The organism is Hymenobacter sp. HDW8, from assembly GCF_011305775.1.
GTDB classification, from domain to species: domain Bacteria; phylum Bacteroidota; class Bacteroidia; order Cytophagales; family Hymenobacteraceae; genus Hymenobacter; species Hymenobacter radiodurans.
The window spans coordinates 3,152,870-3,178,298 of the sequence record NZ_CP049907.1; the positions used below are offsets into that span (position 1 = coordinate 3,152,870).

General features: G+C 50.1%; 19 protein-coding genes and 1 pseudogene. 13 read left to right on the plus strand and 7 right to left on the minus strand.

Annotated features, from left to right (window positions below):
* Positions 1-15 precede the first annotated feature (15 nt).
* From G7064_RS13380 to G7064_RS13395, 4 genes and pseudogenes are all read right to left on the minus strand, one after another.
* On the minus strand, positions 16-1,281 hold the full coding sequence (locus G7064_RS13380) for an MFS transporter (protein WP_166073979.1): 1,266 nt from the start codon (positions 1,279-1,281) through the stop codon (positions 16-18).
* Positions 1,282-1,376: 95 nt separating this feature from the next.
* Positions 1,377-2,296 (minus strand): annotated as a pseudogene (locus G7064_RS13385) (cation diffusion facilitator family transporter).
* An 18-nt stretch (positions 2,297-2,314) separates the two neighbouring features.
* Positions 2,315-4,768 carry a TonB-dependent receptor gene (locus G7064_RS13390; protein ID WP_166073980.1) on the minus strand — a complete coding sequence of 818 codons (2,454 nt, stop codon included), beginning with the start codon at positions 4,766-4,768 and terminating at the stop codon, positions 2,315-2,317.
* Between the two features lie 271 nt (positions 4,769-5,039).
* The gene (locus G7064_RS13395; protein ID WP_166073981.1) at positions 5,040-5,411 is read right to left on the minus strand and encodes a hypothetical protein; all 372 of its coding nucleotides are present in this window, start codon (positions 5,409-5,411) and stop codon (positions 5,040-5,042) included.
* Between the two features lie 403 nt (positions 5,412-5,814).
* Between G7064_RS13395 and G7064_RS13400 the strand changes: the two genes are divergently transcribed.
* A complete protein-coding gene (locus G7064_RS13400; RefSeq protein WP_133274299.1) occupies positions 5,815-6,258 on the plus strand; it encodes a hypothetical protein in 444 nt (147 codons plus the stop codon).
* 324 nt (positions 6,259-6,582) lie between these two features.
* Here G7064_RS13400 and G7064_RS13405 read toward each other — a convergent pair whose 3' ends face one another.
* On the minus strand, positions 6,583-9,222 hold the full coding sequence (locus tag G7064_RS13405) for an endo-1,4-beta-xylanase (protein WP_166073982.1): 2,640 nt from the start codon (positions 9,220-9,222) through the stop codon (positions 6,583-6,585).
* A 427-nt stretch (positions 9,223-9,649) separates the two neighbouring features.
* Here G7064_RS13405 and htpG point away from each other — a divergent pair, with 427 nt between their 5' ends.
* Complete coding sequence (htpG, locus tag G7064_RS13410) at positions 9,650-11,482, plus strand: molecular chaperone HtpG (RefSeq protein ID WP_166073983.1); 1,833 nt, start codon at positions 9,650-9,652, stop codon at positions 11,480-11,482.
* Between the two features lie 188 nt (positions 11,483-11,670).
* Positions 11,671-12,618, plus strand: a complete 948-nt coding sequence (locus G7064_RS13415; RefSeq protein ID WP_166073984.1) for a toxin-antitoxin system YwqK family antitoxin — start codon at positions 11,671-11,673, stop codon at positions 12,616-12,618.
* Between the two features lie 41 nt (positions 12,619-12,659).
* Here G7064_RS13415 and G7064_RS13420 read toward each other — a convergent pair whose 3' ends face one another.
* Positions 12,660-13,019 carry a YraN family protein gene (locus tag G7064_RS13420; RefSeq protein WP_166073985.1) on the minus strand — a complete coding sequence of 120 codons (360 nt, stop codon included), beginning with the start codon at positions 13,017-13,019 and terminating at the stop codon, positions 12,660-12,662.
* Between the two features lie 70 nt (positions 13,020-13,089).
* Here G7064_RS13420 and lipB point away from each other — a divergent pair, with 70 nt between their 5' ends.
* The 10 genes from lipB (at position 13,090) to gldN (ending at position 23,382) form a co-directional block, all read left to right on the plus strand.
* Entirely contained in the window at positions 13,090-13,869 is a 780-nt protein-coding gene (lipB, locus tag G7064_RS13425) for a lipoyl(octanoyl) transferase LipB (RefSeq protein ID WP_166073986.1), read from the plus strand.
* 7 nt (positions 13,870-13,876) lie between these two features.
* On the plus strand, positions 13,877-14,293 hold the full coding sequence (locus G7064_RS13430) for a hypothetical protein (protein WP_166073987.1): 417 nt from the start codon (positions 13,877-13,879) through the stop codon (positions 14,291-14,293).
* Positions 14,294-14,342: 49 nt separating this feature from the next.
* On the plus strand, positions 14,343-15,425 hold the full coding sequence (locus G7064_RS13435) for an MraY family glycosyltransferase (protein ID WP_240935494.1): 1,083 nt from the start codon (positions 14,343-14,345) through the stop codon (positions 15,423-15,425).
* A 111-nt stretch (positions 15,426-15,536) separates the two neighbouring features.
* A complete protein-coding gene (locus G7064_RS13440) occupies positions 15,537-16,625 on the plus strand; it encodes a DUF4271 domain-containing protein (protein ID WP_166073988.1) in 1,089 nt (362 codons plus the stop codon).
* A gap of 78 nt (positions 16,626-16,703) precedes the next feature.
* Positions 16,704-17,534: a uroporphyrinogen-III synthase gene (locus tag G7064_RS13445; RefSeq protein ID WP_166073989.1), complete on the plus strand. Its 831-nt coding sequence runs from the start codon at positions 16,704-16,706 to the stop codon at positions 17,532-17,534.
* A gap of 101 nt (positions 17,535-17,635) precedes the next feature.
* Positions 17,636-18,667, plus strand: coding sequence for a PorP/SprF family type IX secretion system membrane protein (locus tag G7064_RS13450; RefSeq protein WP_240935495.1), 1,032 nt, complete (start codon positions 17,636-17,638; stop codon positions 18,665-18,667).
* Between the two features lie 225 nt (positions 18,668-18,892).
* Positions 18,893-19,912 (plus strand): SUMF1/EgtB/PvdO family nonheme iron enzyme, encoded by a 1,020-nt coding sequence (locus G7064_RS13455; RefSeq protein WP_133274290.1) that lies wholly within the window; start codon positions 18,893-18,895, stop codon positions 19,910-19,912.
* A gap of 81 nt (positions 19,913-19,993) precedes the next feature.
* Complete coding sequence (gene gldL / locus G7064_RS13460) at positions 19,994-20,800, plus strand: gliding motility protein GldL (protein WP_133274289.1); 807 nt, start codon at positions 19,994-19,996, stop codon at positions 20,798-20,800.
* 106 nt (positions 20,801-20,906) lie between these two features.
* Positions 20,907-22,445, plus strand: coding sequence for a gliding motility protein GldM (gene gldM, locus G7064_RS13465; protein WP_240935879.1), 1,539 nt, complete (start codon positions 20,907-20,909; stop codon positions 22,443-22,445).
* Positions 22,446-22,491: 46 nt separating this feature from the next.
* Positions 22,492-23,382 (plus strand): gliding motility protein GldN, encoded by an 891-nt coding sequence (gene gldN, locus G7064_RS13470; protein WP_133274287.1) that lies wholly within the window; start codon positions 22,492-22,494, stop codon positions 23,380-23,382.
* A gap of 87 nt (positions 23,383-23,469) precedes the next feature.
* Here gldN and uvrC read toward each other — a convergent pair whose 3' ends face one another.
* A complete protein-coding gene (gene uvrC / locus G7064_RS13475) occupies positions 23,470-25,281 on the minus strand; it encodes an excinuclease ABC subunit UvrC (protein ID WP_166073991.1) in 1,812 nt (603 codons plus the stop codon).
* Positions 25,282-25,429 lie beyond the last annotated feature (148 nt).

Sequence of the window (25,429 nt, forward strand, 5' to 3'; positions counted from 1 at the left end):
GCCAAATACTGATACTTATGAAACTTCCAGATAATCAAGGTCTTTGCCGTAGCTCTCAGGCAGAGTGCTTACGCTCCAGAATGCTATCAGCAGCGATACCACACCCAAAACAGCCGCGCTCCCGATAAGGCCAAGTGGGCCAGTGAGAAACTGAAAGGTGGGAGCCAGAATTATTACGGAGCCGCGGGCAAAATTAGGAGCCGTAGTAGCTACCGTAGCTCGCAGATTGGTGCCGAACTGCTCAGCTGCCACGGTTACAAACAACGCCCAGAAGCCCACGGATAAGCCCAACACGAAGCACACCGCATAGAAAGTAGTGGTGCTGGCGCCGCGCAAGCCAAACAAGTAGGCCGCCACCATGAGTCCGCAGAATACTAGGAACACTTGCAACGCGCGGTTGCGGCTTCGCCAGATCTGACTTAGCCCCCCGCTGGCAAAATCACCAAATACCAGCCCGAAATAGCACCAGAATACCGCCAAGCCGGCCGTTACCTCGCCCTGCACACCCAACTCCCGCCCAAACTCCGGCGCCAGCGTGATCAGAATGCCCACTACAAACCATAGTGGCACACCAATGAGTAGGCACTTGATGTATTTGGCCAAGCGTGGCCCGTTGGTAAATAAATCTAGAAACCTGCCGCGCACGGCCTCACTGCGCTTGGCTTGTTCAAACATGCCTGATTCGTAAACGCTAACGCGTAATAACAGCAATGCTAAGCCTAGTCCGCCCCCGATAAAGTAAGCGTTGCGCCAACCAAACCGCTCGCCCACCCAGTAGGCCAGCATAGCTCCCGATACGCCCACGGTGGCCACTATCATGGTGCCGTACCCACGCTTTTCTTTCGGCAGACTTTCGGCTACCAGCGTAATTCCAGCCCCTAGCTCTCCGGCCAAACCGATACCTGCAATGAGCCGCAGCCAGGCATACTGGTCGATGGTCTGCACAAAGCCGTTAGCAATATTGGCCAGCGAATACAAGAGAATAGACCCGAACAGCACCGAGATCCGGCCTCGCTTGTCGCCCAACACGCCCCACAAAATGCCCCCCAGCAGCATGCCGCCCATCTGCATATTGATCAGGTACAGGCCCTGGCTGGTGACGGCCGCTTTATCTGTCACACCCAGTGCGTTCAGGCTTTGCACGCGCACAATACTGAACAGAATCAGGTCATAAATATCCACAAAGTAGCCCAGGGCAGCCACAATCACCACGGCGCTAAATACAGAGGCGTGTTTAGTTTCGGGGGGCAAAATGGGAGCTGGGGCAGCGGGTTTACTCATAAAAGCAAGGTTGGGTAGATATGCTGATTTTGGGTCCGGTGAAGGTGAAGATTTTTTGGCAAAAAAGCCCCCCAGCCTGCCCGCAATAAGCAGCCTTATACTTCGCAGCCACCGTGACTGCCTGCTACTGGTACCGTATCTTCTATCTGCACGGTGCAATGGCTGATACCAAACGTAGCTTCTAGCGTGGTCTGTAGCTCATGCAGAAAAGCGTTGTTGGCGCCACCTGGGCGCACGAGATGGGCCGAAAGGGCGGTATCGCGGGTACTCAGGGGCCACACATGCAGATCGTGGACCTGCGTAACGCCGGGGCAGGACAGCAAAAACTGACGCACGGCGGCTAGGTCGATGCCCGGCGGAACGGCTTGTAGGCTGAGTTGTACGGTTTCGCGCAGCAAGCTCCACGAGCTGTACGCAATCAAACCCAGAATACCAAAGCTGATCAGCGCATCGAGCCGCAGCCAACCCGTCCAGAGCACGAGGGCGCCCCCAACCACCACGCCCGCCGACACCAAGGCATCGGTGAGCATGTGCATATAAGCGCCACGCACGTTTACGTCGCCCTGCTGCCCGCGTCGGAACAGCCACGCCGTGAAGCCATTGACCACAATGCCAATGCTAGCCAGCAGCATCACAACGCGGCCGTCGACGGGCGTGGGGTGGAGCAAGTGGTTGATGGCATCCCAGAGGATAATGCCAAGTGCTGCATACAGCAGGGCAGCATTCAGCAAAGCCGCCTGAATAGTAGCGCTCTTCAGGCCATAAGTGTAGCGCTCGGACGCCGGTCGGCGGGCCAAGCGAGTAGCCCCCAGGCCAGCGCCAGACTTAGTACATCGCTCAGATTGTGGCCCGCATCGGAAAGCAGTGCCGAAGAGTTAGCCCATAGGCCGCCCGCCGCTTCCACCACCACAAAAACCATATTCAGCGCAATACCTATAGCAAAAGCTTGGCTGTAGTCGCCCTCAGTGGGAACGGCGTGATGGTGATCGTGACCGTGGTGGTGAGCGTGTGCCATAGCTCAGTATAGTTATTTCTACTTAAACACTAGTGGCACCACCAGCTTCACGCTCACATTGCGGCCCATATTAAATACGCCACTACGACCATTCGCGGGGTTGAAAGCTGCGTATTTCAATCGGCTCAAATGGCTTTGGTACCCTACGTTGAAGAGGTTTGTGCCCGTTAAATAAATAGAAAACAGCGTTTTGGCTTGCGACGTTACCACGTCGGTGCCAATGCTGGCATTGGTCAGGGTGTAGCCGGGCGTGCGGGTTTCGGTGCCGAAAGCGGAGAAGAATCTATTTTGAGCAAACGTGTGCTCAATACCGGCGCGGGCATAGAGGTTGGCGAAGTGAGTACCTACTTTATTAAAATTGACGCGCACCTCTGATTGTAGCCGGTCGGCGGGAATGAAGGGCAGATTGCGCAGGCTGTCGGGCTGGTTGCGCTCCTGGGCCCGCACCATCGAAAAGCTGTTCTCAAAGTGAAGCCAGTCGAGCGGGTGAGGGTGAATATCAATCGTAAATTCGCCCCCCAGCAGGCGCGCATCGCCCTGGCCATACGCGAAAACCGGGTCGCCGTCGACCGAAAGCGAATCGGCGCCGGTTGCGCCGGGCAGGCGGCGCGGGAAGATGTAGTTCTGAATCTGGTTGCGGAAAGCGTCGATGCGCAGGCCTACGTGTTCGGTTTCGTAGCTGGCCCCCGCGTCAAGCTGAAAGCTGGTTTCGGCCTTCAGCGCGGGGTTGCCAATTTCGTAGCGAATAGTACCCTCATGAATGCCATTGGAGCCTAGCTCGGCAATATTGGGTGCCCGGAAACCACGGGCCACGTTAGCTTTGAGCACGAGCTTCTCGGTAGCCTCAAAAGAGCCCCCCACACTACCCGATACATTCCGGAATGTGCTCACAAAGCCCGGAAATTTCATTTCTCCCGTCGGCGCGGGCACGGGCTGTTCTTCGGCATCAAGGTAAAGGTTATCGGCCTCGATGCGACGCCAGTCGTAGCGCAAGCCGCCGCTCAGATCGAGCCTGCCGAATGTTTTCTTGGTGACCGCAAACGCGCCAGCATCGAATAGCTGGTAAGCCGGAATTAGGAACTCAACGCCTTTATTCACGTTTTGCTGCCGCATGCCGCTGGTCCCAATCGTGGTGTTCCAGCCGTTCACCTCGGGCAAAAAATAGCGCAGGCTATAGTCTACGGTACGAAGCTGAAAGAACAACGACTCCTCGTAGTAGTCGGCGGGGTTGCCAAATTCGCGACGTAGGTTTTGCTGCCAGCCCACGTTGAGCGTCAGGCGGCTTTGGTTGAAAATAAAGTTGTTCTCAGTGCCAATGCGCAAATGATTAATCTGCTGGCGGGGCACCTGCAACGTGTAGGTGCGCAGGGCATCTTCGCTCTGAGGCTCGCCTATAATGTCATCGGCGCCGCGAGCAACTGGCTTTAGAAACTGGCCCGTAATAGTATCCCGGTCGCCTTCTACCAAACCCACGAGCTGATTGAAGGTGCTAAGGGTGAGGTGCGAATAGCCCCAGCTTTTATTCAGGCCGATGTAACCGTTGCCATTTAGCTCCCGGAAGCCCGAATTGAACACGCGGCCATCATAAGGGTTGCGGTAGTTGCTGGCTACTTTGCCGCTGTTGCGAGCCATCCAATTGAAGCCGTTGAGGTTGCCGGCGTTCATCACGGAGTAACCCAGCAAGCTATTATTAGTCTGATAGTTAGTCGATACGGAGCCGATGATTTTGCCTTCTTCCACGGGGTCGGGGGCCACAAAGTTGACGACGCCGGCCAAGCCATCGGAGCCGTAGAGCAGGCTGCCAGGGCCTTTGATAACTTCGGCTCGGTCGATGCCGGCTTCGTCGATTTCGATGCCGTGCTCATCACCCCACTGCTGGCCTTCTTGGCGGGCGCCATTGTTTAGTGTTATCACCCGGTTGGCCCCCAAACCCCGAATAATGGGTTTGCTGATGCCCACGCCGGTCGTGATTTGGGAGAGGCCGGGGGTGTGCGCGATGGCATCAACTACATTGGTAGCCGCCATCTGATTCAGTTGGGTACGGTTTACGACGGTAGTCGGGATGGGAGAGCGGCGCATCTCCGTACTCGCCGATACGCCCGTAACTACCACCTGCCCAATTTCGGTGGCCGCCGAAACCAGCGCAATATCGAGTGGCTGCCCAGCGCCGGTATCTACAGTGCGCACTACAGTGGTGTAGCCTAAGCTGCGCACTTGCATTAGAAAACGACCCTTGGGTAGATTGGTGAAGCGGAAAGCGCCATCGGGTCCCGTGGCTGTAAATCGTCGCAGATCTGGAAAGAGGATGGTGGCCGACGGGAGCGGCTCGCCGGTGGCTTGGTCAACGATGCGTCCTGTAATGGGTGCGGCGAGGGCGCGGCTAGTGGATGAGGCCGGAGGAGAAGATGGTTTTTGGGCAAAAACGCCCCCCGCCAGCAGCAACAGCCCGGCGGTCAGAATGATACGCGTCATAAACATAGGTTCAGTGGGCAACTACGCACGCGCAGCCCATCAATTGATATTGGGAAACTGAAATGCCAGCCATTGCGCACTCTACGGTCCTGTTGGCGCATTTTGCTGCCTGCAAAGAGGCATTGCCATCGTGGCTGCTCTTGCCTTGGGCGGCTTGGTTGCCTGAACGTAGGGTCGGAACCTAAAGCGCCTTATGAAAATTGTCGCGAGGGCAACCCCTACAGCAAAGCAGTGAGGAAACGCAGGTAGAATTAGCCCCTGGGGAGCAAATTCATCGGGAATGTGGCTGGGAGAAGAAGCTAAGCCTGGGTGGGTGGGCCCCGCAGGCGCGCCACTTGCACACTCCGATGTGCATCAGCCAAAAAGCCCCCACAGCCTCCTGATGGGCATAGAGCACCACGAATGGCAACTCCAGCGGCGCTGGTACCTGGAAGGGGACGTTATAGAAATGATCGACCTGACAGTGCTGGTGCTGAACCGTGAGCAAGGCCTTGTCCTGCGCTTTATCAACGCGGGTGGCTTGCGCCGATTCCTCCAGTGTGTGCTCGTGCTGGTGCAGCGCCAGTATCCACGCGTCGGGCAGCAGCACCCGCGTAAAGCAGAGCAGCAGCAGAAGAGCCAGACGGGAACGCAAAGTCCGCATTTGCAACAATGTGTCAGAAGGGAATACGCAAAAGTACGCGGAAAATGATAATAGGTAGTTAAATCAACTTATTAACTATTTACGGCCTGATAAAAGCCCCCCAGAATTAATTGAAGAGCGTAGCCTTAAATTGTCAAAACTACGGAGCTACACTTCGAACCGATCCGGATTTATACGGGCTGCTATTTTTATACGAATTAAAGAAATAAGAGAAAGGTGTACTGGCTAATCTAATAAGTAAAGCATTATATTGTCAGTGCTCATAAAGTATATAATCTATTCTTAATGCGTAAATAAATAAGCTATTACATTCTTAAATAAAAATTACTGGCAAGCAATTCGCTACTTATAATTGTTGCGTTGCTTTTAGCACTTTAAAAAGCTTCTGGCTTTTACTTTCAGAATGATACTTGCTCAAATAGACTGTCTGCGGGTGCAGTACGATGAATCCTTGTGCCTGTTGCGCTACCAGTGGTGCGGTGGTAGTTCTCTGCACAGCTTTGCTCAGGCCATGAACTACCTAGCTGAGCTGGTGCAGACGCATCAAATCAAGCGCGTGCTGGTGGATATGAACGGCTTACCTGAGCTGAGCATGAAGGAACAGATTTGGGTGGGCGTTAGCTGGTTTCCCCGCGTGGCGGCCCAATCCGTGCAGCATGTAGCGGTAGTTGTTCCTCCCGCTGCCACCTACAATCAGATGGTAGTGGAAAGCTTATTGGGGTTTAGCCGGCAAATCACTCGCTTCGATGTGCAGTTTTTTGCTGACCCTGGCTCGGCGCTGGATTGGCTGACCAACTCGCCCATTCATATGCTGGCGTTGCTGGCTGAATGGCAGTCGGCCTCTTAAAAAAGCCCCCCAATGGCTCAGCAACAAAAGCATAACCTACCGACAATAGTAAGAACACAACAACTGTTGACCTTTGCAGTATAAAGACATATAAACCACCCTTTTACCACCCACGCTATGAAAACACTATCCACCCGCTTACTGCGTCGCTTTGCGGCCATCCTTCGCCCCGCTACCAAAAAAACCCCCACAGACAAAACGGAGAACCTTTTCGTCTGACGAAAATTTCTGCTAACTGCATAATTTAAGTTCTACTACCTACATCCAACAAAAAGGGCGCCTTGTACAGGCGCCCTTTTTGTTTCTAGAATTATGGAAGTTTACTTATCTGTTCAGCATCAACCGTATCGTTTCCACCTTACCATTGGTGATCAGGCGGCCGGTATAAATGCCTTCGGGTAAAGAACCGCCATCCAAGGTAATCTCATACTCTCTGCCAGCTTCAGCCCGGCCGTTGAAGGGAGTGGCTACAAGCTGCCCATACGGATTGTAGACTTGCAGCTGGGCTTGCCCTGACTCAGTAGAGCGAAAACGCACGGTAGTGCGCCCATTAAATGGATTGGGGTAAGCTTCAAATAAGCGAATGAGCTTCTCTTTCAGCACTGCCAAGTCGGCGTTGGTGCCCGTGGTGCAGTCGCCTAGTCTAACTATCCCTTTGGTATACGTGAGCAGAGCGGGAACAGCACTTTTAGCAACGCACACTACCTTGCCATTGACACAAACCAGCACCTTGGGAGAGTTATTGTTGTTGCTGCACCGCACATCCACTACGATCAGGGTTACTTGCTTGGTAGTGGTGCAGCCAGCTTCATTGGTGATGGTGGCAGTGAAGGTGAAGGTGCCCGCTTCCGTAGCCGTGAATACCGGATCAGCAATGGAGGTGCTGCTCAGTCCAGCTGGTCCTTGCCAAGCATAGCTGGCCCCGCCACTGGCCGCGAGTATAACGCTCTGCGGACCGTAGCCCAGATAAATATTGGTGGGTACACCACCAGTATACACAGCATTGACTGGCATCACGACAACTTCAGGGGCCGTAAACACCGGATTGATCGTTAGGTTGGTGTTGTTGGCATTGCCCAGCACGCTGGGGTTGCTGCTTGTCACCCGAATACGGTAGCGCGTGCCCTCCGGCGTATTAGCTGGAATAGTGGCAGCAACAGTGTAGTTACCTGCGGCTGATGCATTGATAGAACCTAGGGCCGTAAAAGTCGCAAAGCTGCCGGTAGCATCCGAAAGCTCCGCCGTATAGGTTTGATTAGCAGCTACTACGCCATTCATGCTGAAAGGTACCTGGAGCGTGCTGCCGCCGCAGAAAGTAGTAGCAGCCAAGCTCGTCGCCGTCGTGATTATTGATAGGTTAGTGCTTTGCACATACTCTCGCAACCATTTCAAGGCGGGTCGTTCTGCGCCATTTTCGAATGCTATATAAGCACCTTGGGCCGTGCGCCAGTGCCCGGGCCGGTAGCCCCACAGCGTAATGCCTTTCACAGCGGGGTGTTCGTAGAATAATGGAAACACCCGCTGATACTCGGCTAGTTGTACATCATCCTGCAAACCATCGACATCAAATTCTGTGATGTACAATGGCAGGCCAGAGGTTGCCAACAAGTTCAGGTTGTTTGTGAGCGTGGCGGCCGGCGTAGGGCGAGTGGAGAAGGCGTGGCCCTGAATACCAATTACGTCAATCAGGTTTTCGCGCTTCAGTAAGTTGATGATGTTCAGATAGCGCTGGGTGTTGGACGTTACATTTTCAACACTGTAGTCGTTGAGCATCAGCGGCGTATTTGGGAAATATATACGAGCCAGCTTAAACGAATTGATTACCCAATCCCAGCCGGTAGTGCCATTACCACCGAGGGCTTCAATGTAATTGCCGCTGCCTTGGTCCGTCGCATTCCGCTTAAAGGGAGGGTCGTTCGTGGGCTCATTCACCACTTCTAGGAAGGCAATATCGGGGTAGCGTTGCGCCACGGCCGCAAACCACTCCTTTATTTCCTCCAACTGCTCGGCGGGGGGCAAATTTTCGATCCAAGCAGGCTGTTGGTTGCCCCACACTAGCACGTGCATCCGAAATGGTACATTCTGGCGTTTGGCTTGATTATAGGCCAAATCGAGACCAGTCCAGTTCATCACGTCCCGAGTGGCTTCTACGCTGCCCCATTTGCCGTCGTTCTCCGACACCACCTGGTTCCAATATTTATCGAAATTAACTCCCTGAGAGTTGCTCAAAGCACCGCCTACAAATTTGGGCTTGCCAGTAGCAACCGGAGGGCCAGGCGGAACAAATGGCGGTGGGGGTGGCGTAGTAGAGCCTTGTTGACCATTGTCGAGGTTGCTTACAGTGAAAAATACGCCTGAAGCCCCGAATACGAACTTATCGATGTCCAACCCATTCTCGCGGCTACCAATTTCAAACGTCTGGGTTAAGTTACCCGCTGGTACCGTGAATGTACTTCCACCATCAAAGGCTGATATCCGAAACCATCTCCACGTGTTACTGGCTCCACCAGGGCCGCCGGCCGAAACAACATCCGTAGTAGTTGTGTATCCGCCACCAGCCAGACCGTTGGCAATTCGCCATTGGCTAGGATCGGAGGCCGACCGAGTACCAAATGTGTTCGGTACGTAGTAACTGTCATCGTCGAAATTACCTGAACCTACGCGTGCTCTGGCGTACAGATCATATACACCAGGCCCCGGAAACGTAACCGTGTAAGTAAGCACCCGGCTGTCGGCATTAGGACTTGAGGCGCCATTGTTCGCGTCTCGAACAAGATCTCCAACTACCCGGATAAAGCCAGTTCCGGTACTTGCTTCGGTTAAAAAGGTAATAGCCGGAGGGGTGCTTGTCGCCCGAAGTATACCGGCCTCGGCTTGTAGCGTCACCGGGGCGTTCTGAGCATAGACGGTCAGAGTGGTGACTAAAGCTGTAAGGAGAAAGCTTAAGCGTCGAAGTGTCATCATATGTGGAATTTGTTGTAAATGGTTAGTTATTAGGCAGTAGTAAATGTGCACTCAGGCAACAGCAGCTGCCAAGTTAGAATCGTACTACGGTGCCGTAATCGATTCAGTAACAGGCTGATTTTAGATAAACTATGCAAGCGTTTGCGATAGGAGGGTGCAATCGGTTGTGATAGCTAGAAGGGTCTACAAGCACAAAATTTTGTTGCTAAAGACTCGTGTTGCCTTTCCTTTATATCAGATGTACACATACTTGCTTTATACTTCAGCTTTCGGTTGATAAGCTGAAGCCTAGGTATAAAGAGGTGTCAAACTGGCAGCTGCGAGTAGCGTGGAACAGGTTTTGAAATCCGCTGCATTCAGGAAGCGGGCTCTTATGGTCCTGCAATTCTGTCCACTTTTTATTTCAAGACTCATTTTTTAAGGCGCTATGCAAGAGACAGGTAGTATCTCGATTCACACCGAGAACATCTTCCCCATCATCAAGAAGTTTCTCTACTCCGACCACGAGATCTTTTTGCGGGAGTTGGTTTCCAACGCCGTGGACGCCACCCAAAAGCTGAAAAGCTTGGCGCAGCTAGGCGAGTTTAAGGGCGAACTGGGCGAGCTGAAAGTGCGGGTAACCTTGGATAAGGAAGCGCGCAAAATCACCATTTCGGACCGTGGCCTCGGCATGACGGGCGAGGAAATCAAGAAGTATATCAACCAGATTGCTTTCTCCGGCGCTACGGAGTTTGTAGAGAAGTATAAGGAGAAGGATGCCGCCGCCAAAGACCAGATTATCGGTCAGTTTGGCTTGGGCTTCTACTCGGCTTTCATGGTAGCCGATCAGGTGGAGATTTTCTCGCAGTCATATAAAGAAGGCACCGAAGGCGCGCATTGGACTTGCGACGGTAGCACGGAGTTTACGCTCGAAACTATCGAGAAAGCAGAGCGCGGCACTGACGTAGTGCTGCACGTAGCCGCCGATTCCGACGAGTTTTTGGAAGAGGCTCGCCTACGGAACATCCTGACCAAATACTGCAAGTTTCTGCCCATCGAAATTGAGTTCGAAGGCACGGTTATCAACCAAACGCAACCGATCTGGACCAAGCAGCCGGCCGAACTGACGGATGAGGACTACACCAAATTCTATCAGGAACTATATCCGTTCTCGGAGGCACCGCTATTCTGGATTCACCTCAATGTAGATTATCCCTTCAACCTGACGGGCATTCTGTACTTCCCGAAGGTGAAGGATGAACTGCAATTCCAGCGCAACAAGATTCAGCTTTACTCGCGGCAGGTATTTATTACCGATGAGGTAAAAGACGTAGTGCCCGAGTTCCTGATGCTACTGCATGGCGTAATCGACTCGCCGGACATTCCGCTGAACGTGTCGCGTAGTTTCTTGCAGGCCGACGCGGCCGTACGGAAAATCAATACCTACATCACCAAAAAGGTAGCCGATAAGCTGGGTGAGCTGTTCCGGAAAGATCGGGCTGGCTACGAGCAAAAGTGGTCGGATATCGGTCTGTTTGTGAAGTACGGTATGCTGTCGGACGAGAAGTTTTATGAGAAGGCGAAGGATTTTGCCTTGGTACAGAACGTGGGGGGCAAATTCTTTACCCTCAGCGAGTACCAGGAGTTTGTGCAAGCCAATCAAAAGGATAAAAACGATCAGTTGGTTATCCTGTATAGCACCGACGCCGAAGCACAGCATGGCTACGTAGTGGCCGCGCAAGATCGGGGCTACGATGTGCTGAAACTGGAAGCCGTGCTCGATCCGCACTTTATTGGCCAGCTAGAGCAGAAGCTCGAAAAGACCACGTTCAAGCGTGTCGACGCCGATACCATCGGTAAGCTGATCGAGAAGGATGAAACGACCGAAAGCGTACTCAGCGACGACGATAAAACGCGCTTGCAGGAGCTGTTCTCGAAGGCCATCAGCAACGAGCAAATGCATGTGCAGGTAGATGCTTTATCGCCGCAGGAAGCGCCCGTACTTATTACAATGCCTGAGTTTATGCGCCGCATGAAGGATATGCAGCGCACGGGTGGTGGCGGTGGAATGGCAATGTTTGGCTCACTGCCGGACAGCTACACCGTAAGCGTGAATGCGAACCACGCTATTACGCAACGGGTGCTGCAAGCCGATGAAGAAGCGGGCCGCAAGTTGGCCCGTCAGGCATTCGATCTGGCTTTGCTGTCACAGAACATGTTGAAAGGGGAAGCCCTAACGGCCTTTGTGAAGCGCAGCACCGATTTACTGGCTGCCGAGTAGTACTAAATAGTACACGTAGTTTTAAGTAGTACAAAACCCGTTGCCTAACAAGTCAGCGGGTTTTGTTTTTATTGAGGCTTTATATTCGGAATTCGACTCTTTCTAGCAGCTCTGGAGGGCAAATATAAGCCGGGCACCAAATCAGGTTATCTTTACGTTCGAGGCTTTGAATATTGCTTATTTCATCGATGCGCTTCTTTCGCTTTTCACTTGTTCTGCTGGTTTTGCTGGGATTAGCTGCCGCTGCTTGCTCACGCAAAACGGTTTCCTTTAATAGTAAGGCCGATGATCCAGCACTCACAACGCTGTCTGATTCGTTGGTTCAGACTAGCGACACAACGGGTGGGAAGATTGCTAAGAAGGTAACGCTCAGTAAAGAAGAGGCCCGAGCCGCCCGGGCGAAAGAAAAAGCCGCGGAGCGCAAGCCAAAAAAGAAGAAGAATATCTTCCTCGGGGAGCCAATTAAGAAGGCCTACGTGAAGTCAGGAGCAAAAGGACACAACCAGATTACGGAGCAGTTCTATTATATGCGCACCCCCAAACCCACTGATCCGTATGTGCCTACGCGCTATTATTTCGATGCGCGCAAAGGCCGGATTGTGCAGGACAGAGCGGGCGTAGACCCCGGCGACAATAAAGTGCTGCATGGGCCTTACAAAAAAATGCAGGGGGGCAAAATTGTAGAAACAGGCTACTTCGCCGTAGGAGCAAAGCACTTGCGCTGGGAGCGGTTCAATCGGGAAGGAATTCTGCTAACGAAGATTCACTACGAGAAAGGCTTTCCGCGCGACGCCGAAATCACGTATTACGATGCGGAGCGCACAAAGATCAAAGAGATAATACCTTACTACAACGGGAAGCTGGAAGGCGAATACGCTCGCTTTCTGGAGAATGGGCAGAAGGACTGGGATGGGCAGTTTGAGAACGGCAAAAAAGTAGGAGAGTGGGCTAAGTACTGGGGTTTTCGTAACCGTCGGCACTACGAATATCTCTACGGAGAAAACGGCTACGACCCAGAGGTAAAGGAACCAGTCCTTTATAAGGAGTATAATCGCAACGGGGTGCTGGTGTACGAGAAAGATAAGCTCGACAAGCGCGACGCTGTTACTGATCGGCCGGGGTCAAAGCAGAAGTAATCTGCTCATTTTACAGCCATACTTTACTAGAAGAGTATCGGTTAGTAAAAGGCATCCTCGAAGTGTTCGATGCGAAAGCCATCGGTAAGCTGGGTGAGGGCCAGAATATCAAAGCGAATGTCGCCGCGCCAGTCTACCTCTTCCTGATACTGATCAGCAGCTAAGCGAAAAAGCTGGCGCTTGCGCTCTGTTACGAATTCTTCGGGGTAGCCGTATTGGCTGGAGGAGCGCGTTTTTACTTCCACAAAAACCAGTAATCCGGTGCTTCGCTGCACAATAAGGTCTACCTCGGCGCGCCGGTAACGGTAGTTTTGGTGGGCGACGGTATAGCCCTGCTTTATAAAAAAATCGGCCGCGGCCGCTTCGCCGGCGTGACCAAGCAGATGGCCGGAGCCAGGCATGGCAAGATGGTTGTGGGTTGGGTTTGGCGCTGAATATAGTACCTTTGTGCCTTTATTTCAGCGTTTATCGATGAATACAAATCCTGCTTTAATAACGACGGTTGCGCTTTTGCCTGTGGCACCTGCTGGGGGGCAAAATCGCCACGTCATTGTGGAGCGGCTCGGGTTGATTGAGTATGAGGCTGCGTGGGCGTATCAGGAGGAATTGCTGGCTAATACGGTAGCTATAAAAACGCAAAATCGGCAGGCCGCGGAAGCAAATTTGCCCCCCAAGCCGACTCCCAACTACCTACTGCTCTGCCAACACCCCCATGTGTACACGCTGGGCAAAAGTGGTAAAGAAGAAAATCTGTTGTTAAGTGAAGCGGAACTGGCCTTACATGGAGCAACGTTTCACCGTATCAATCGGGGAGGTGACATTACTTATCATGGCCCCGGCCAACTGGTGGGGTATCCTATTCTTGACCTCGACAATTTCTTCACCGATATCCACCGCTACCTACGCGTATTGGAAGAAGCCATTATTCGTACGCTAGCTGAATACGGGTTAACTGCCGGCCGCATCGCCGGCCTAACGGGCGTGTGGCTGGACTTTGAGGAAAATGCCCCCCAGCCGCGCAAAATCTGCGCGATGGGGGTGAAGTGCAGCCGTTGGGTGACTATGCACGGCTTTGCGCTTAACGTAAATACCGACCTCACGTATTTCGGCCATATCGTGCCCTGCGGCATCACCGATAAAGCTGTTACCTCTCTACAGCAGGAGCTGGGCTACGCAGTGCCGATTATCGAAGTAGAAAATCGTTTGCTTCCTCACCTGGCAGCTTTGCTAGAGGCTGAGCTGTCTGTTTGATTATTGAATGAAAGAAGATATTATTTTTGATCCGGTGGAAGGCGTCTCCATAGCTATCGTACCTGATGAGGCCGCGGCTACGGAAGAGGGAAAGCCTGGTTGGCAAGTGTATCTGCTCAACCATAATGACTATCCATTGAGCAATGTTATCATTAGTTCCAATGGCTATGGCACGCTAGAGGACGGCGAAAAGGTGCGGACTTCAACCTTGCGGCATGTATTTGCGGAAGTAGAGCCCCGGAGCACCGTACCCGTCGAACCTATTGACCCTGATTTGTTTCATCTCAATAATCAGTATTGGGTAAGCTACTATCGTGGCCCGCAGATCTTCGATAAGAAGTTCATCTTCGTGCCCGACTCTATTGTGTCTGCCAACCTGATTCCTATTGCTCTGCTCGGCCGCGAAGGCGTGCTGCACGGGTAAAAGTTTACGCGCAGACGAGCAGGAGCGTATCCTGTTGTTTGCTTCATCTTTGAGCCAATACGTGATGAATGCCATTGGAATTACGCTGGGGTTGTCGTTTTTGTGGTCCTTTTTAGTGGCACTGTTCGCGGTACCTTCCATCATTTACATTGCCCATCTCAAAAACATGCTCGATACGCCTAACGTGCGGACCGTGCATGAGTCGCTTACTCCCCGCTTGGGGGGCGTAGCTGTATTTGCGGGGTTTATGTCGGCTCTCACCATCTTTGCCGACCTCAACAACGGTGTTCAACAGCTTCTGGCCGGTTGTATCGTCCTGTTCTTTGTGGGTTTGAAAGATGACTTAGTGAGCATTTCGGTCACTAAAAAGTTTGTGGGCCAGCTTCTTGCTACCGGCATCGTCATGGTAATGGCCGATGTGCGCATTACAAGCTTTCAGGGGATTCTAGGAATTCATGAGTTGCCGATTGGAATCAGCTATGCCTTTACTTTCCTAGTCATAGTGGGCATCACCAACGCCATTAATCTGATAGATGGCTTAGATGGCTTAGCAGGCACCATCGTTAGTATCATCGTCACAACGCTTGGGTATTTTTTCTACCGGTATGGTGGCTCCGAATTTGGTAATTACGTGTATGTGTCGGTGTGCGTGTTGGGGGGCATTTTAGGCTTCCTGCGCTATAATTTCCACCGAGCCACCATTTTTATGGGCGATACTGGCTCACTCGTATGCGGCTTCATCGTTTCCATTCTCACTATCCAGTTTATTGAGATGGGTGCCCAATTGGGCCAGCCATTTGGTGCTTCTGCCCCATCTGTAGCCGTCGGAATCTTGTTCGTTCCCCTCTTTGATACTCTACGGGTTTTCCTGATCCGAATGATGGCCGGACGCTCGCCATTTTCGCCTGATAAAAACCATGTGCATCACCGCATCTTGGCAATGGGTTTCCAGCAAATCAGCACAGTAATGTTACTGGGTTTATTAAATCTGGTTGTTATCTTATTTGTGATCAACTTCGCTGAGCTGGGTAATACCATCCTTATTGTTGTGTTAGTGGCCTTTTCAGTGCTGTTGAGTGTCTTTCTGGGCGTGTATCGTAGCCGCACTGCGCAACAGCGAGTAGCTTCCTAAATCAGTGACAGTCAGAAGTACATATAGCGTCAGAAGTAGGGGCTGGGGGGGGGTCTGCAGCTGGTACTACTGGTATTATCCCTGAGCGCTACCGCAGCTGAATACAAGCCGTTGCCTCCCGCTCCACGCACCGGCCTTTCCGCCGATTGGCTCATCTTCGACGCCCCCCGTAATCAGCTCATTCTTTACCTCCCGGATTATCACGCACCAGCTAATGCTTACTATCAATGGGTAAGTATTCGGCCCGGCCAGAAGTTGCCAATTACCTTCACTGCGCGCAAAGACTTAAGCCTTTTTTTAGATAACAGGCTGGTTTTTACGGCAGCCACACCCGCCTCTTACTCAATTGACTTAGAGAAACTTTTGCCCCCCGGTACACCTGCGGGCATGCATCTGCTATGTGTCTGGCATCCTGTAGTTTCTCCTGACGTCTCCTCCTTTACCAATACCCCTGTTCTGACGATAATCGCAAAAGGAAAGGTAGAGCCCACACCGTATCAGGCCCAGCTTCGGGTGCGAGGCCACCAAGGACAAAATGTATTTCTGTGCTTTTTATTGCTGATTGGGCTGCTGTATGGAGGCATCAAAGCTGCATATCAGCCCGGCTTCGCCCGCATCTATCAGTTCGACAGGTTGCTTGGTAAATCAAATAGCGATGAAGCGTTTCTGACCAAGCCCACCATTACTTGGCTGAATCTACTACTGGTATTTGTGTTCTCTCTGTCCTTCGCTTTGCTGCTGGTTGCTATTCATACCAATATTCAGAGCATTGTAATTCTGCGGCGCCTGTTCGATGTGCCCGAGTCCGCTATTGTAGTTCGCGTTTTACTCTATGCTGCTCTGGTAGCTGCATTCGTACTGGGCAAATACCTGTTTCTAGAGCTGATGGGCTATATCTTCGACGTTACCCCATTCGTAATGGTGCAGTACCGTGAGTTTGTGCGCACCATTCTATTTATGGGCTTATTTCTACCCATCGTGATGCTCTTTTATCTAGCCCTTAATCAAACCTTACCTGAAACAGTGCTGTGGATATCCAATGGGGTGGTTTCCTTGATGTTGGTCGGGACAATGCTGCGGGTCACGCGCACGCTGCATAGTCGGACATCCCTCCTTAATTTGCATTTGTTTTCGTACCTTTGCGCCACAGAAGTAATACCTCTTACCATATTGCTTAAGTTGATCGTTTTTACTTACTGATATTATCAAACGCAGGCTCCAGAGCCGCGTTATGCACACTTTCTTATCGCTCCAAAACTACCCATTCACCCACCCTCTATGGCCGAGAGCAAAGACAAACCGGGGACGGGCCGACACGCCAAGCGTATCTCCAGCATTCTTGTCACCCAGCCAAAACCAACAGGCGATGTATCACCCTACTTCGCAATTGCTGATAAGTATGGCATCAAGGTCGATTTCCGAGAATTTATCCAAGTAGAGCCAGTCTCCTACAAGGATTTTCGCAAGGATAAAATCAACATTGCAGAGCATACTGCTGTCATCTTTACAAGCCGCAACGCAGTAGATCATTTCTTCCGTATTTGCCAGGAAGCAAAGCTGGAAATGCCTGCTGAGATGAAGTATTTCTGTATATCTGAGCAAACTGCCAATTACCTGCAGAAGTACATTGTTCTGCGTAAGCGTAAGCTTTTTGTAGGGCAGCGTACCGCAGCTGATCTGTTTGATGTAATCAAAAAGCATAAAAGCGAAAAGTTCTTGTACCCGTGCTCTGATATCCGCAAGGACGATTTACCAGAGTTTATGAGGGCCAACAACTTTAAGTTTACAGAGGCGGTGATTTACCGCACCGTGGCCAGTGATCTTTCGGATCTGACGGATGTAAAATACGATTGCATTGCTTTCTTCAGTCCCTCCGGAATCAGCTCCCTATTCGTCAATTTCCCTGACTTTGAGCAAAATGGCACTCGCATTGCCGCCTTTGGTCCTACTACAGCCAAGGCCGTAATTGATGCTGGCTTAGAGTTGGATATTGAGGCTCCGCATCCCAATGCCCCTTCTATGACAGGTGCCATTGAGCAATATATCCGTTATCATTATGGGCCTGACGCCGGAAAAGAGAAGAATAAAACAGACAAACAAAACGCTTAAAATAGTATAGCAGAGGCATTTTCAGGCGCTAAACCCAATGGTTAGCTCGTTTGATGCGCAGACTTTTTTCCATAGATTTGGAATCAGTTACGTAGGGTATTATGTCCTACCTAAAATCTGCGCTAAAATTGGGTGCCTATATGAAGAGATCTATACTAGGTGCTATGGTTCTGCTTTTAGCAGCCACTGGCACTGTCGTTGCCCAACAGCAGCCTCAATTCAGTCATTACGGGTTTAATGGCATGTTTCTGAACCCTGCTTATGCAGGTATCAAAGGTCAAGGAGAAGTTTTAACTATAGTACGGGAGCAGTACTTTAATTACGGCGGAACGTTTGATCCAGGCGGTAATGATCGTACTTTCTTATTATCTGCTTCTACTCCTGTTCGTATTTTGGGTGGTGGTGTAGGATTAAATATTTATCGCAATACTATAGGAGAAGCCAGTGTGACGACTGCGGCGTTATCTTATTCAAAACATTTTAAGCTTGGAGAAGGCTTGTTAGGTATCGGTGCTCAAGGAATCTTCAATAACTTAGGCAAGGGTACATATCGGGCAAACGACGCAGACGATCCGAGCGTGCCTTTTGAAAGCTCTGACAGTAAAATTGATGCAGGTGCAGGAGTATGGTATGAGGCTCCTAAATTTTATGTGGGTCTAAGTGTTAATAACCTGTTGAGATCCCGCTACCAGTTTCAGACAGAGAGCAGCCAGCGAACAGCATCGTATATCGGAGAGAATCATGCTTACTTAACAGCAGGTTACAATATTGAAGTTAGTTCTTCCGTTGTTGTAACACCCACTGTCATTGGTAAATTAGTTCTGCCAGGGGAGTTTGGTGATGATGATAAGTTTACTTTCGACAATAACTCTTTTGAAGTAGGCGCACGGGCAACTTTGCAGGAAAAATACTGGGCGGGCGTAGGGTATCGTTATGGAGAGTCCTTCACTGGTCAACTAGGCATGAGTTTTGCAGAAAGCAACTCATTCCGCGTTGGTTATGCGTTTGATTTAGTTGCATTTAATCAAGATGCAAGGGCATTTAGTTCACACGAAATAATGCTTTCATATCGCTTACCTAAAATGGGACCTGCTACCCGCCCTGCTATCCGTACGCCCCGATATAGTTTCTAATAACTTATAAATTTTATTTGTATTCAGCGAGTTAAAGCAACTTTATAAAATGGATGCCTATTCTGGCTCTATTTTTATGATATGAATAGGAGCTTTATCTACTATTTAAATGTTGCCTTCAGCTCGGGCACGAACCTTGCTAATAGTCACATCAGTTGCTAAGTTTGCCAATTGTAAAATTGTAATCTTTTGGTATCGCCGCCCAATAGTCTTTTTAAACTTCACATGAATAAGTTTCTCAAATTGCCTCTTGTCGCTTTTTCAGCGTTGTTAATGGGAGGCTGTGGTTTTGGCAAAGGACCGCAGGGTGACCTGGTTGGAGCGGAGGACCGTCCAGATTTTAATCCGCAGGAAGTGCCCTTCGGTATGGTTCCTTGCCCAGGAGGCACATTCCATATGGGCCAGACTGATCAGGATATATCAGCTTCTATGGTCAACATGAATAAGCAGGTGACAATAGCCGGCTTTTACATGGATGAGACCGAAATCACCAACAACGAGTACCGGCAGTTCATGAATGCCATTCGGCAGGATTCAATTGATGTACTGGGTGAGGAATACGTGATGACGGAACTCTACCCAGATACTACAGTATGGGTACGTGACTTCACGTATCATATGGGGGATCCACTTATGGAGTATTACTATACTCACCCCGCTTTCGATGATTACCCAGTAGTCGGTGTCGATTGGTTTGCAGCTAAATATTTCTGCAACTGGCGCACTAAGCATAAGAATGCGGCCAACGAGGAAGCTGGCTCAGCCCCAACGCCTAACTTTCGTTTGCCTTCAGAAGCTGAATGGGAGTATGCTGCTCGTGGTGGTCGCGATTTAGCTACATATCCTTGGGGTGGACCTTATCTGCGTAACTCTAAGGGTTGCATGCTAGCCAACTTCAAGCCAGGTCGTGGTGACTATGCCAGCGATGGATATGCTTACACCTCAGCTGTAGGCAGCTTCTTTCCTAATGACTTCGGTTTGTATGATATGTCGGGCAACGTAGCTGAATGGTGCGACGACGCATACATGGAGGCTTCTGTACCAGTGGTTTGGGATATGAACCCCACTAACCCTGATGATAACGAGCCCCGCAAAGTAGTACGTGGCGGTTCTTGGAAAGACATTGCTTATTTCCTTGAGACAGGAACACGCAATTTTGAGTACCAGGACTCGGCTCGTTCTTACATCGGATTCCGCACTGCTATGATTCAAATTGGTATGGGAACTAACCGCCAGTTGAACTAGAGCTTCCTAAGCGCTATCTCATTTTACATTTTCATACATTCTTCATCCTTTCCAACCAACTTTTTTCAATTCTTACTTAAAATGGCAGCAAAAGGCGGTAATTTCTTCTTTGATGTGATCATGCCCAAGATTTATGGCATCGGGGCAGCGGTCGTAATCATTGGAGCTTTGTTTAAAATTCTGCACTGGAAAGGTGCTGATATAATGTTGATGGTAGGTCTCGGTACAGAAGCCCTGATATTCTTCCTTAGTGCTTTCCAACCTACATCCAAGGAGCCCGATTGGGGTCTCGTATATCCTCAATTGGCTGAAGGTTATGATCCTTCCACTGGTGATCCTAGCTTCTCTACTAATAATAACAGCACGGGGCTGACTCGTAAATTAGACGATATGCTGAAGGATGCTAACGTAACTCCTGCTGCTATATCTTCCTTAGGCGAAGGCTTGAATCGTTTGAGCAACACTACGCAGCAATTGTCTTCACTAGGTGAAGCTACTAACGTTACAGAAGAGTACACCACGAAAGTGCGTACTGCCACCCAGTCGCTTGAGCGTATCACTGCTTCTTATGCAAACACAGCCGAGGCTATGGCTGCTATGTCAGATGCTACTTCTGATGCTAAGGAGTATCACCTACAAGTGCAGAACGTAACCAAAAACTTAGGCGCTCTGAATGCAGTTTATGAAATGGAATTGCAGGATGCTAACACGCACCTCAAATCTATGAACAAGTTCTATGGCACATTGAGCCAGGCTATGGAGAACCTAACCGAGGCTGGTAAGGAAACCGAGCAGTTTAAGCAAGAGGTTACTAGCCTTACTACCAATCTTCATTCCCTCAACCGCGTTTATGGCAACATGCTAAATGCGATGCGTGCTACCAGCTAGTATTTATACTACGATAGCCAAGAAGGGTTCTGTCCACACAGTTATAGATTAGCAAAATACAATGGCGGGAGCAAAAGAGACTCCACGGCAGAAGATGATAGGCATGATGTACTTGGTACTGACTGCTCTTCTGGCCCTACAAGTCAACTCAGCAATTTTGCTGAAGTTTAAATTTCTGGATGATAGCTTGCTGGGCGTCAACGATAAGACTTCCACTGCTAATGCCAATACGGTAAAAGGCATTGCTGCAACCGTACAGAAAAATCAGAACCAAGCGCGTGACCTAGCTGTGCTGAAGCAAAGCGAGGAAGTACGCCAGCAGACGGCCAAAATGGTGGCATATCTGCGTGATGTTCGTGACAAGCTCGTAACATCTACAGAGAACACCAAGGGTAAGAACGAGTATAAGAACATGAGTGCCGAAGATAAGGTAGCTATCACCATGTTGGGTGGCAACCGTAACGGCGCAGCTTATCCTATGAAGGATGAGTTGAATAAGTACTCAGCTTACATCAAGCAGTATGTTCCGAATGCTGCACCACTAGCCCTCGATGCTAAAGAGGATCCAATGGTGATCGATCCAGAGCAGAAGAATAAGAACTTCGCTGAGCTGAACTTCGAGAATACTCCATTAGTAGCTGCTTTGGCTGTACTTTCTCAGAAAGAAACGGAAGTGTTGAAGCTTGAAGCTGATGCCTTGAGCGCTCTAGGAGCAAAAGTTGGTGCCCAAACTATTGTTTTTGATAAAGTTGGGGCGTTCGCTAGTGCAGAGTCTAACACAGTGGCTGCCGGTACTAAGTACAAAGCAGAGTTGTTCCTTACGGCTTCTGCCAGCACGTTGCGACCCACCATGACTATGAATGGCACACCCATTCCAGTGGGTCCTGATGGAAAAGGCAAGGTAGAGTTCACAGCTACTCCTGGTGGATTTGATGCTGCCGGTAACGCTAAGAAGCAATGGATTGGCACGGTTCGTTTCAAGCAGAATGGTCGTGATACTACTTTCAAAGTGCCTGTTTCCTACACCGTAACGAAGCCTGTCATGCAGATTCAATCTGCTTCAGTACAAGCCTTGTACTTCAAATGCGGTAACAAGCTAAATGTACAAGTGCCTGCTTTGGGTGCTCAATACAAGCCAAGCTTCTCTGCTTCCGGTGCACAAGCGATTCCTGGTTCTAAGACTGGTGACATCACCTTAGTGCCAAATGCTAAGCAAGTAACCTTGAGCGTAAGCAGCAACGGTAATGCTATTGGCTCACAAACCTTCGAAGTACGACCCATTCCAAAGCCTGAAATTAAGTGCATCGTAGGCGGTCGTGAGGCTAATGAGAAGCAAGGCACACCTATTACCGCAGTGCGCAACATGAGCCTAAAGGCAATTCCAGATGCTGGTTTCCAGACTTTCTTGCCTGAAGATGCTCGCTATCGTGTGACACAGTACGAGATTACATTGGTTCGTGGTAAGCGTCCAGCCATGCCAGCTCGTACTATCAATGGCCCAGATGCTAACTTGAATGATGTAGTAAATTCGGCTCGTGAAGGCGACCGTCTGTACATCGAAGTAAAGGAAGTTCGCCGTTTGAATTTCCAAAATCAGCAGGAAGAAGTGAAGGTGTCGAAGCAGTTCAACATCCCGCTCGTCTAGTTGCTCTTTCCTGAACTAACCGTCGCTTTTAATTGCTTATCACGGTATGAATAAATTCCTTTCATTCGCTGCTCTGGCCGCCGGCCTTACACTGTCATTGACAGCTTCGGCTCAGGAGCAATCCACTACTGCGAGTAGTAATGGCTCGCACCGACCTATCCCAAACTCGGACATTATGTTCAGTAAGACGATAACTCGGGCTGTTGATTTGCGTGAAAAGCAGAATAAGCCGATGTTCTCCGAGGGCAAGGAAATCAGTAAGGTTATCCTTGAGGCAGTAAAGCGCGGTGAAATTCAGGCTTATCGCAACGATTCTTTGACAAGCACTTTCACGCCTGCTGAGGTTTTAGCTAATATGTCGTTTGCTGAGTCGGCTAATGAACTTAGCGACGAAGAAAAGGCTGCTGGCTTCACTGAGGCAGATGCTGGCGCAAATGACGACGGTTGGGGCGCTCCTGCGGCTAAACCAGCCGCTGGAACCAGCGCTCCCGCCGTAGCCGGTGCACCAGCTAGTTACGAATATCGCTACAAGGATCTGTATCAAATGGAGTTAAAGGAGGATATGATCTTCGACAAGAAACGGTCGCGGATGTATCATGACATCAAAACCATCACGTTGTTGGTGCCATCCACTCTTAGCTCGAATACCTCGGGCATTGAAAAAGAGATCGGTACGTTCAAGTACAGTGATCTGGTGAAGATGTTCCGTAACAATCCTGATAAGGCTATCTGGTTCAACCCTCAGAATGACGCTCAGCACAAGAACTTGGCCGACGCATTTGAGCTATGGTTGTTTAACTCGTATATCGTACAGGTTTCTAACCCAAGCGATGCTCGTCTGGATGAGATCTATGGTAGCCAACAGCAAGGTATTCTAGCCTCGCAACAAGCTGCTGCTGACCTGATTGAGTACGAATACAACTTGTGGAGCTTTTAAGCTTCAGCTAACAACAAAAAAGCCCCCCAGCAACGTCGCTGGGGGGCTTTTTTGTTGTTAGCTGAGTTCAAGTAATGACCAATTGATTTATTCAGCTGCCTGCTCTTGTTGCTCAAAATATGTCAGTAAAACACGCGCTTTCGCTTTGCCTATTTCTGCTACTAACTCAGCCTCGCTCAACTCACGAATCTTCTTAACGGATTTAAACTTACTCAGCAACTTTTCGGCTGTAGCTGGTCCAAGACCTTTGACATCCGTCAGTTCTGTTTTGAGCGTTGCCGCATCCCGTCGGTTACGGTGAAAGGTGATACCGAACCGGTGCACCTCGTCGCGCATACGCTGAAACAGGCGCAACGACTCACTTTTCTTATCTATGTAAAGCGGTAATGGGTCATTGGGAACATAGATCTCCTCCAAGCGCTTGGCAATGCCTATCACTGGGATTTGACCCCAAAGATTGAGGTCTTTCAGGGCTTTGACAGCCATACTAAGCTGCCCTTTGCCTCCATCCACAATAACTAATTGGGGTAGCGAAGCTCCTTCATCCACGAGCCGGCGATAGCGACGTGTTACGACTTCGTACATAGAGTCGAAGTCGTTGGGACCGATGACTGTTTTGATGTGGTAATGCCGATAGTCTTTCTTGCTAGGCTTGGCATTACGAAAGCAAACCATGGCCGCCACAGGGTTGTCTCCCTGAAAATTAGAGTTGTCGAAGCATTCGATGTGCTTTGGTAGCTCTGTTAGGCGCAGATCCTTCTTTATGGTCTCCATGATGCGAACCTCATTCAGGTCCTTGGAGCGGTCATTCATGCTCTCCTTTTCCTTGCGTAGATAGAGCACATTCTTGATGCTCAACTCTAAAAGCTTGCGCTTATCACCAATTTGCGGGGTGGATACAACAACCCCAGGAAGCGGCAAAGGAGGTAGGGCAACGTTCGTGAGAATCTCCTTTGATTCACTCTCGAACTCCTCCCGCATCTGCATGATTAAGGGGGGCAAAATTTCCTCGTCAGTCTCGTCCAGCTTCTTCTGCACTTCCAGCGACTGCGTCAGAATGATAGAGCCATTCATGACTTTCAGATAATTGATGAAAGAACTCTTCTCATTCGACGCAATCGAGAAAACATCGATATTCGACAGTGAAGCATTTACTACCGTCGATTTTGCTTGGAATTCGTCGAGGCGGTCCAGCTTTTTCTTAAGAGTATGGGCTAACTCATATTGTTGCTCCTGGGCGGCGGCCATCATGCGCTCCCGGAAATAAGCCTTGGGAACGGTGAGATTACCGCTCAACATGCTACGTATCTGCTGAATGTATTGATTGTATGTTTCCTCATCCTGCAATCCTTCACAAGGGCCTTTGCAGTTGCCTAGGTGATACTCCAGACAAACTTTAAACTTACCGGCAGCAACGTTTTCCGGGGTGAGATTATACGTGCAGGTACGCAATGGGTACAAGGCCCGAATCAACTCCAGTATCACGTTCATAGCCGTTAAGTTGGCGTATGGGCCATAATAGCGCGAGCCATCGTTGATCTTCTTTCGCGTAGGAATCAGGCGCGGAAACCGCTCATTCGTTAAGCATAAATAGGGATACGTCTTGCCGTCTTTCAGCAGGATGTTATACTTAGGCTGATGCTGCTTAATGAGGTTGTTTTCAAGCAAAAAGGCGTCGGATTCACTGTCTACTATTGTGAACTCGATGCGCTTGATATTCTTGACTAGCTGTTGAGTCTTCTTGTTGTGATCTTGCTTGGTAAAGTAGCTGCTTACGCGCTTGCGCAGGTCAACCGCTTTACCAACGTAGATAATACCTTCATCATCAAAGTATTTGTATACACCCGGACGATGAGGAAGCTGACGGATTTGCTCTTGTAAATGGGCTTTGGCGGCCATATAGTGGGAATTAGGCGCAGAATAAATGTCCTGATAGAAGTACGCAAATAAAGAACGCGAAGGTGTACAGAGGAATTTCCAAAACTCACAAAGACAGTAGAAAAACAAAATCGTGGCTGGTACGGCACACCAGCCACGATTTTGTTTT

Bases quoted from the DNA above. Each gene is read 5' to 3' on its own strand.
- G7064_RS13455 (WP_133274290.1), top strand. From the start codon at position 18,893: ATGAATAAGTTTCTCAAATTGCCTCTTGTCGCTTTTTCAGCGTTGTTA.
- G7064_RS13420 (WP_166073985.1), bottom strand. From the start codon at position 13,019: ATGCCTGGCTCCGGCCATCTGCTTGGTCACGCCGGCGAAGCGGCCGCG.
- G7064_RS13445 (WP_166073989.1), top strand. From the start codon at position 16,704: ATGGCCGAGAGCAAAGACAAACCGGGGACGGGCCGACACGCCAAGCGT.
- gldN (WP_133274287.1), top strand. From the start codon at position 22,492: ATGAATAAATTCCTTTCATTCGCTGCTCTGGCCGCCGGCCTTACACTG.
- gldM (WP_240935879.1), top strand. From the start codon at position 20,907: ATGTACTTGGTACTGACTGCTCTTCTGGCCCTACAAGTCAACTCAGCA.
- uvrC (WP_166073991.1), bottom strand. From the start codon at position 25,281: ATGGCCGCCAAAGCCCATTTACAAGAGCAAATCCGTCAGCTTCCTCAT.
- G7064_RS13430 (WP_166073987.1), top strand. From the start codon at position 13,877: ATGAAAGAAGATATTATTTTTGATCCGGTGGAAGGCGTCTCCATAGCT.
- gldL (WP_133274289.1), top strand. From the start codon at position 19,994: ATGGCAGCAAAAGGCGGTAATTTCTTCTTTGATGTGATCATGCCCAAG.
- htpG (WP_166073983.1), top strand. From the start codon at position 9,650: ATGCAAGAGACAGGTAGTATCTCGATTCACACCGAGAACATCTTCCCC.
- G7064_RS13450 (WP_240935495.1), top strand. From the start codon at position 17,636: ATGTCCTACCTAAAATCTGCGCTAAAATTGGGTGCCTATATGAAGAGA.
- G7064_RS13415 (WP_166073984.1), top strand. From the start codon at position 11,671: ATGCGCTTCTTTCGCTTTTCACTTGTTCTGCTGGTTTTGCTGGGATTA.
- G7064_RS13395 (WP_166073981.1), bottom strand. From the start codon at position 5,411: ATGCGGACTTTGCGTTCCCGTCTGGCTCTTCTGCTGCTGCTCTGCTTT.
- G7064_RS13400 (WP_133274299.1), top strand. From the start codon at position 5,815: ATGATACTTGCTCAAATAGACTGTCTGCGGGTGCAGTACGATGAATCC.
- lipB (WP_166073986.1), top strand. From the start codon at position 13,090: ATGAATACAAATCCTGCTTTAATAACGACGGTTGCGCTTTTGCCTGTG.
- G7064_RS13380 (WP_166073979.1), bottom strand. From the start codon at position 1,281: ATGAGTAAACCCGCTGCCCCAGCTCCCATTTTGCCCCCCGAAACTAAA.
- G7064_RS13390 (WP_166073980.1), bottom strand. From the start codon at position 4,768: ATGACGCGTATCATTCTGACCGCCGGGCTGTTGCTGCTGGCGGGGGGC.
- G7064_RS13405 (WP_166073982.1), bottom strand. From the start codon at position 9,222: ATGATGACACTTCGACGCTTAAGCTTTCTCCTTACAGCTTTAGTCACC.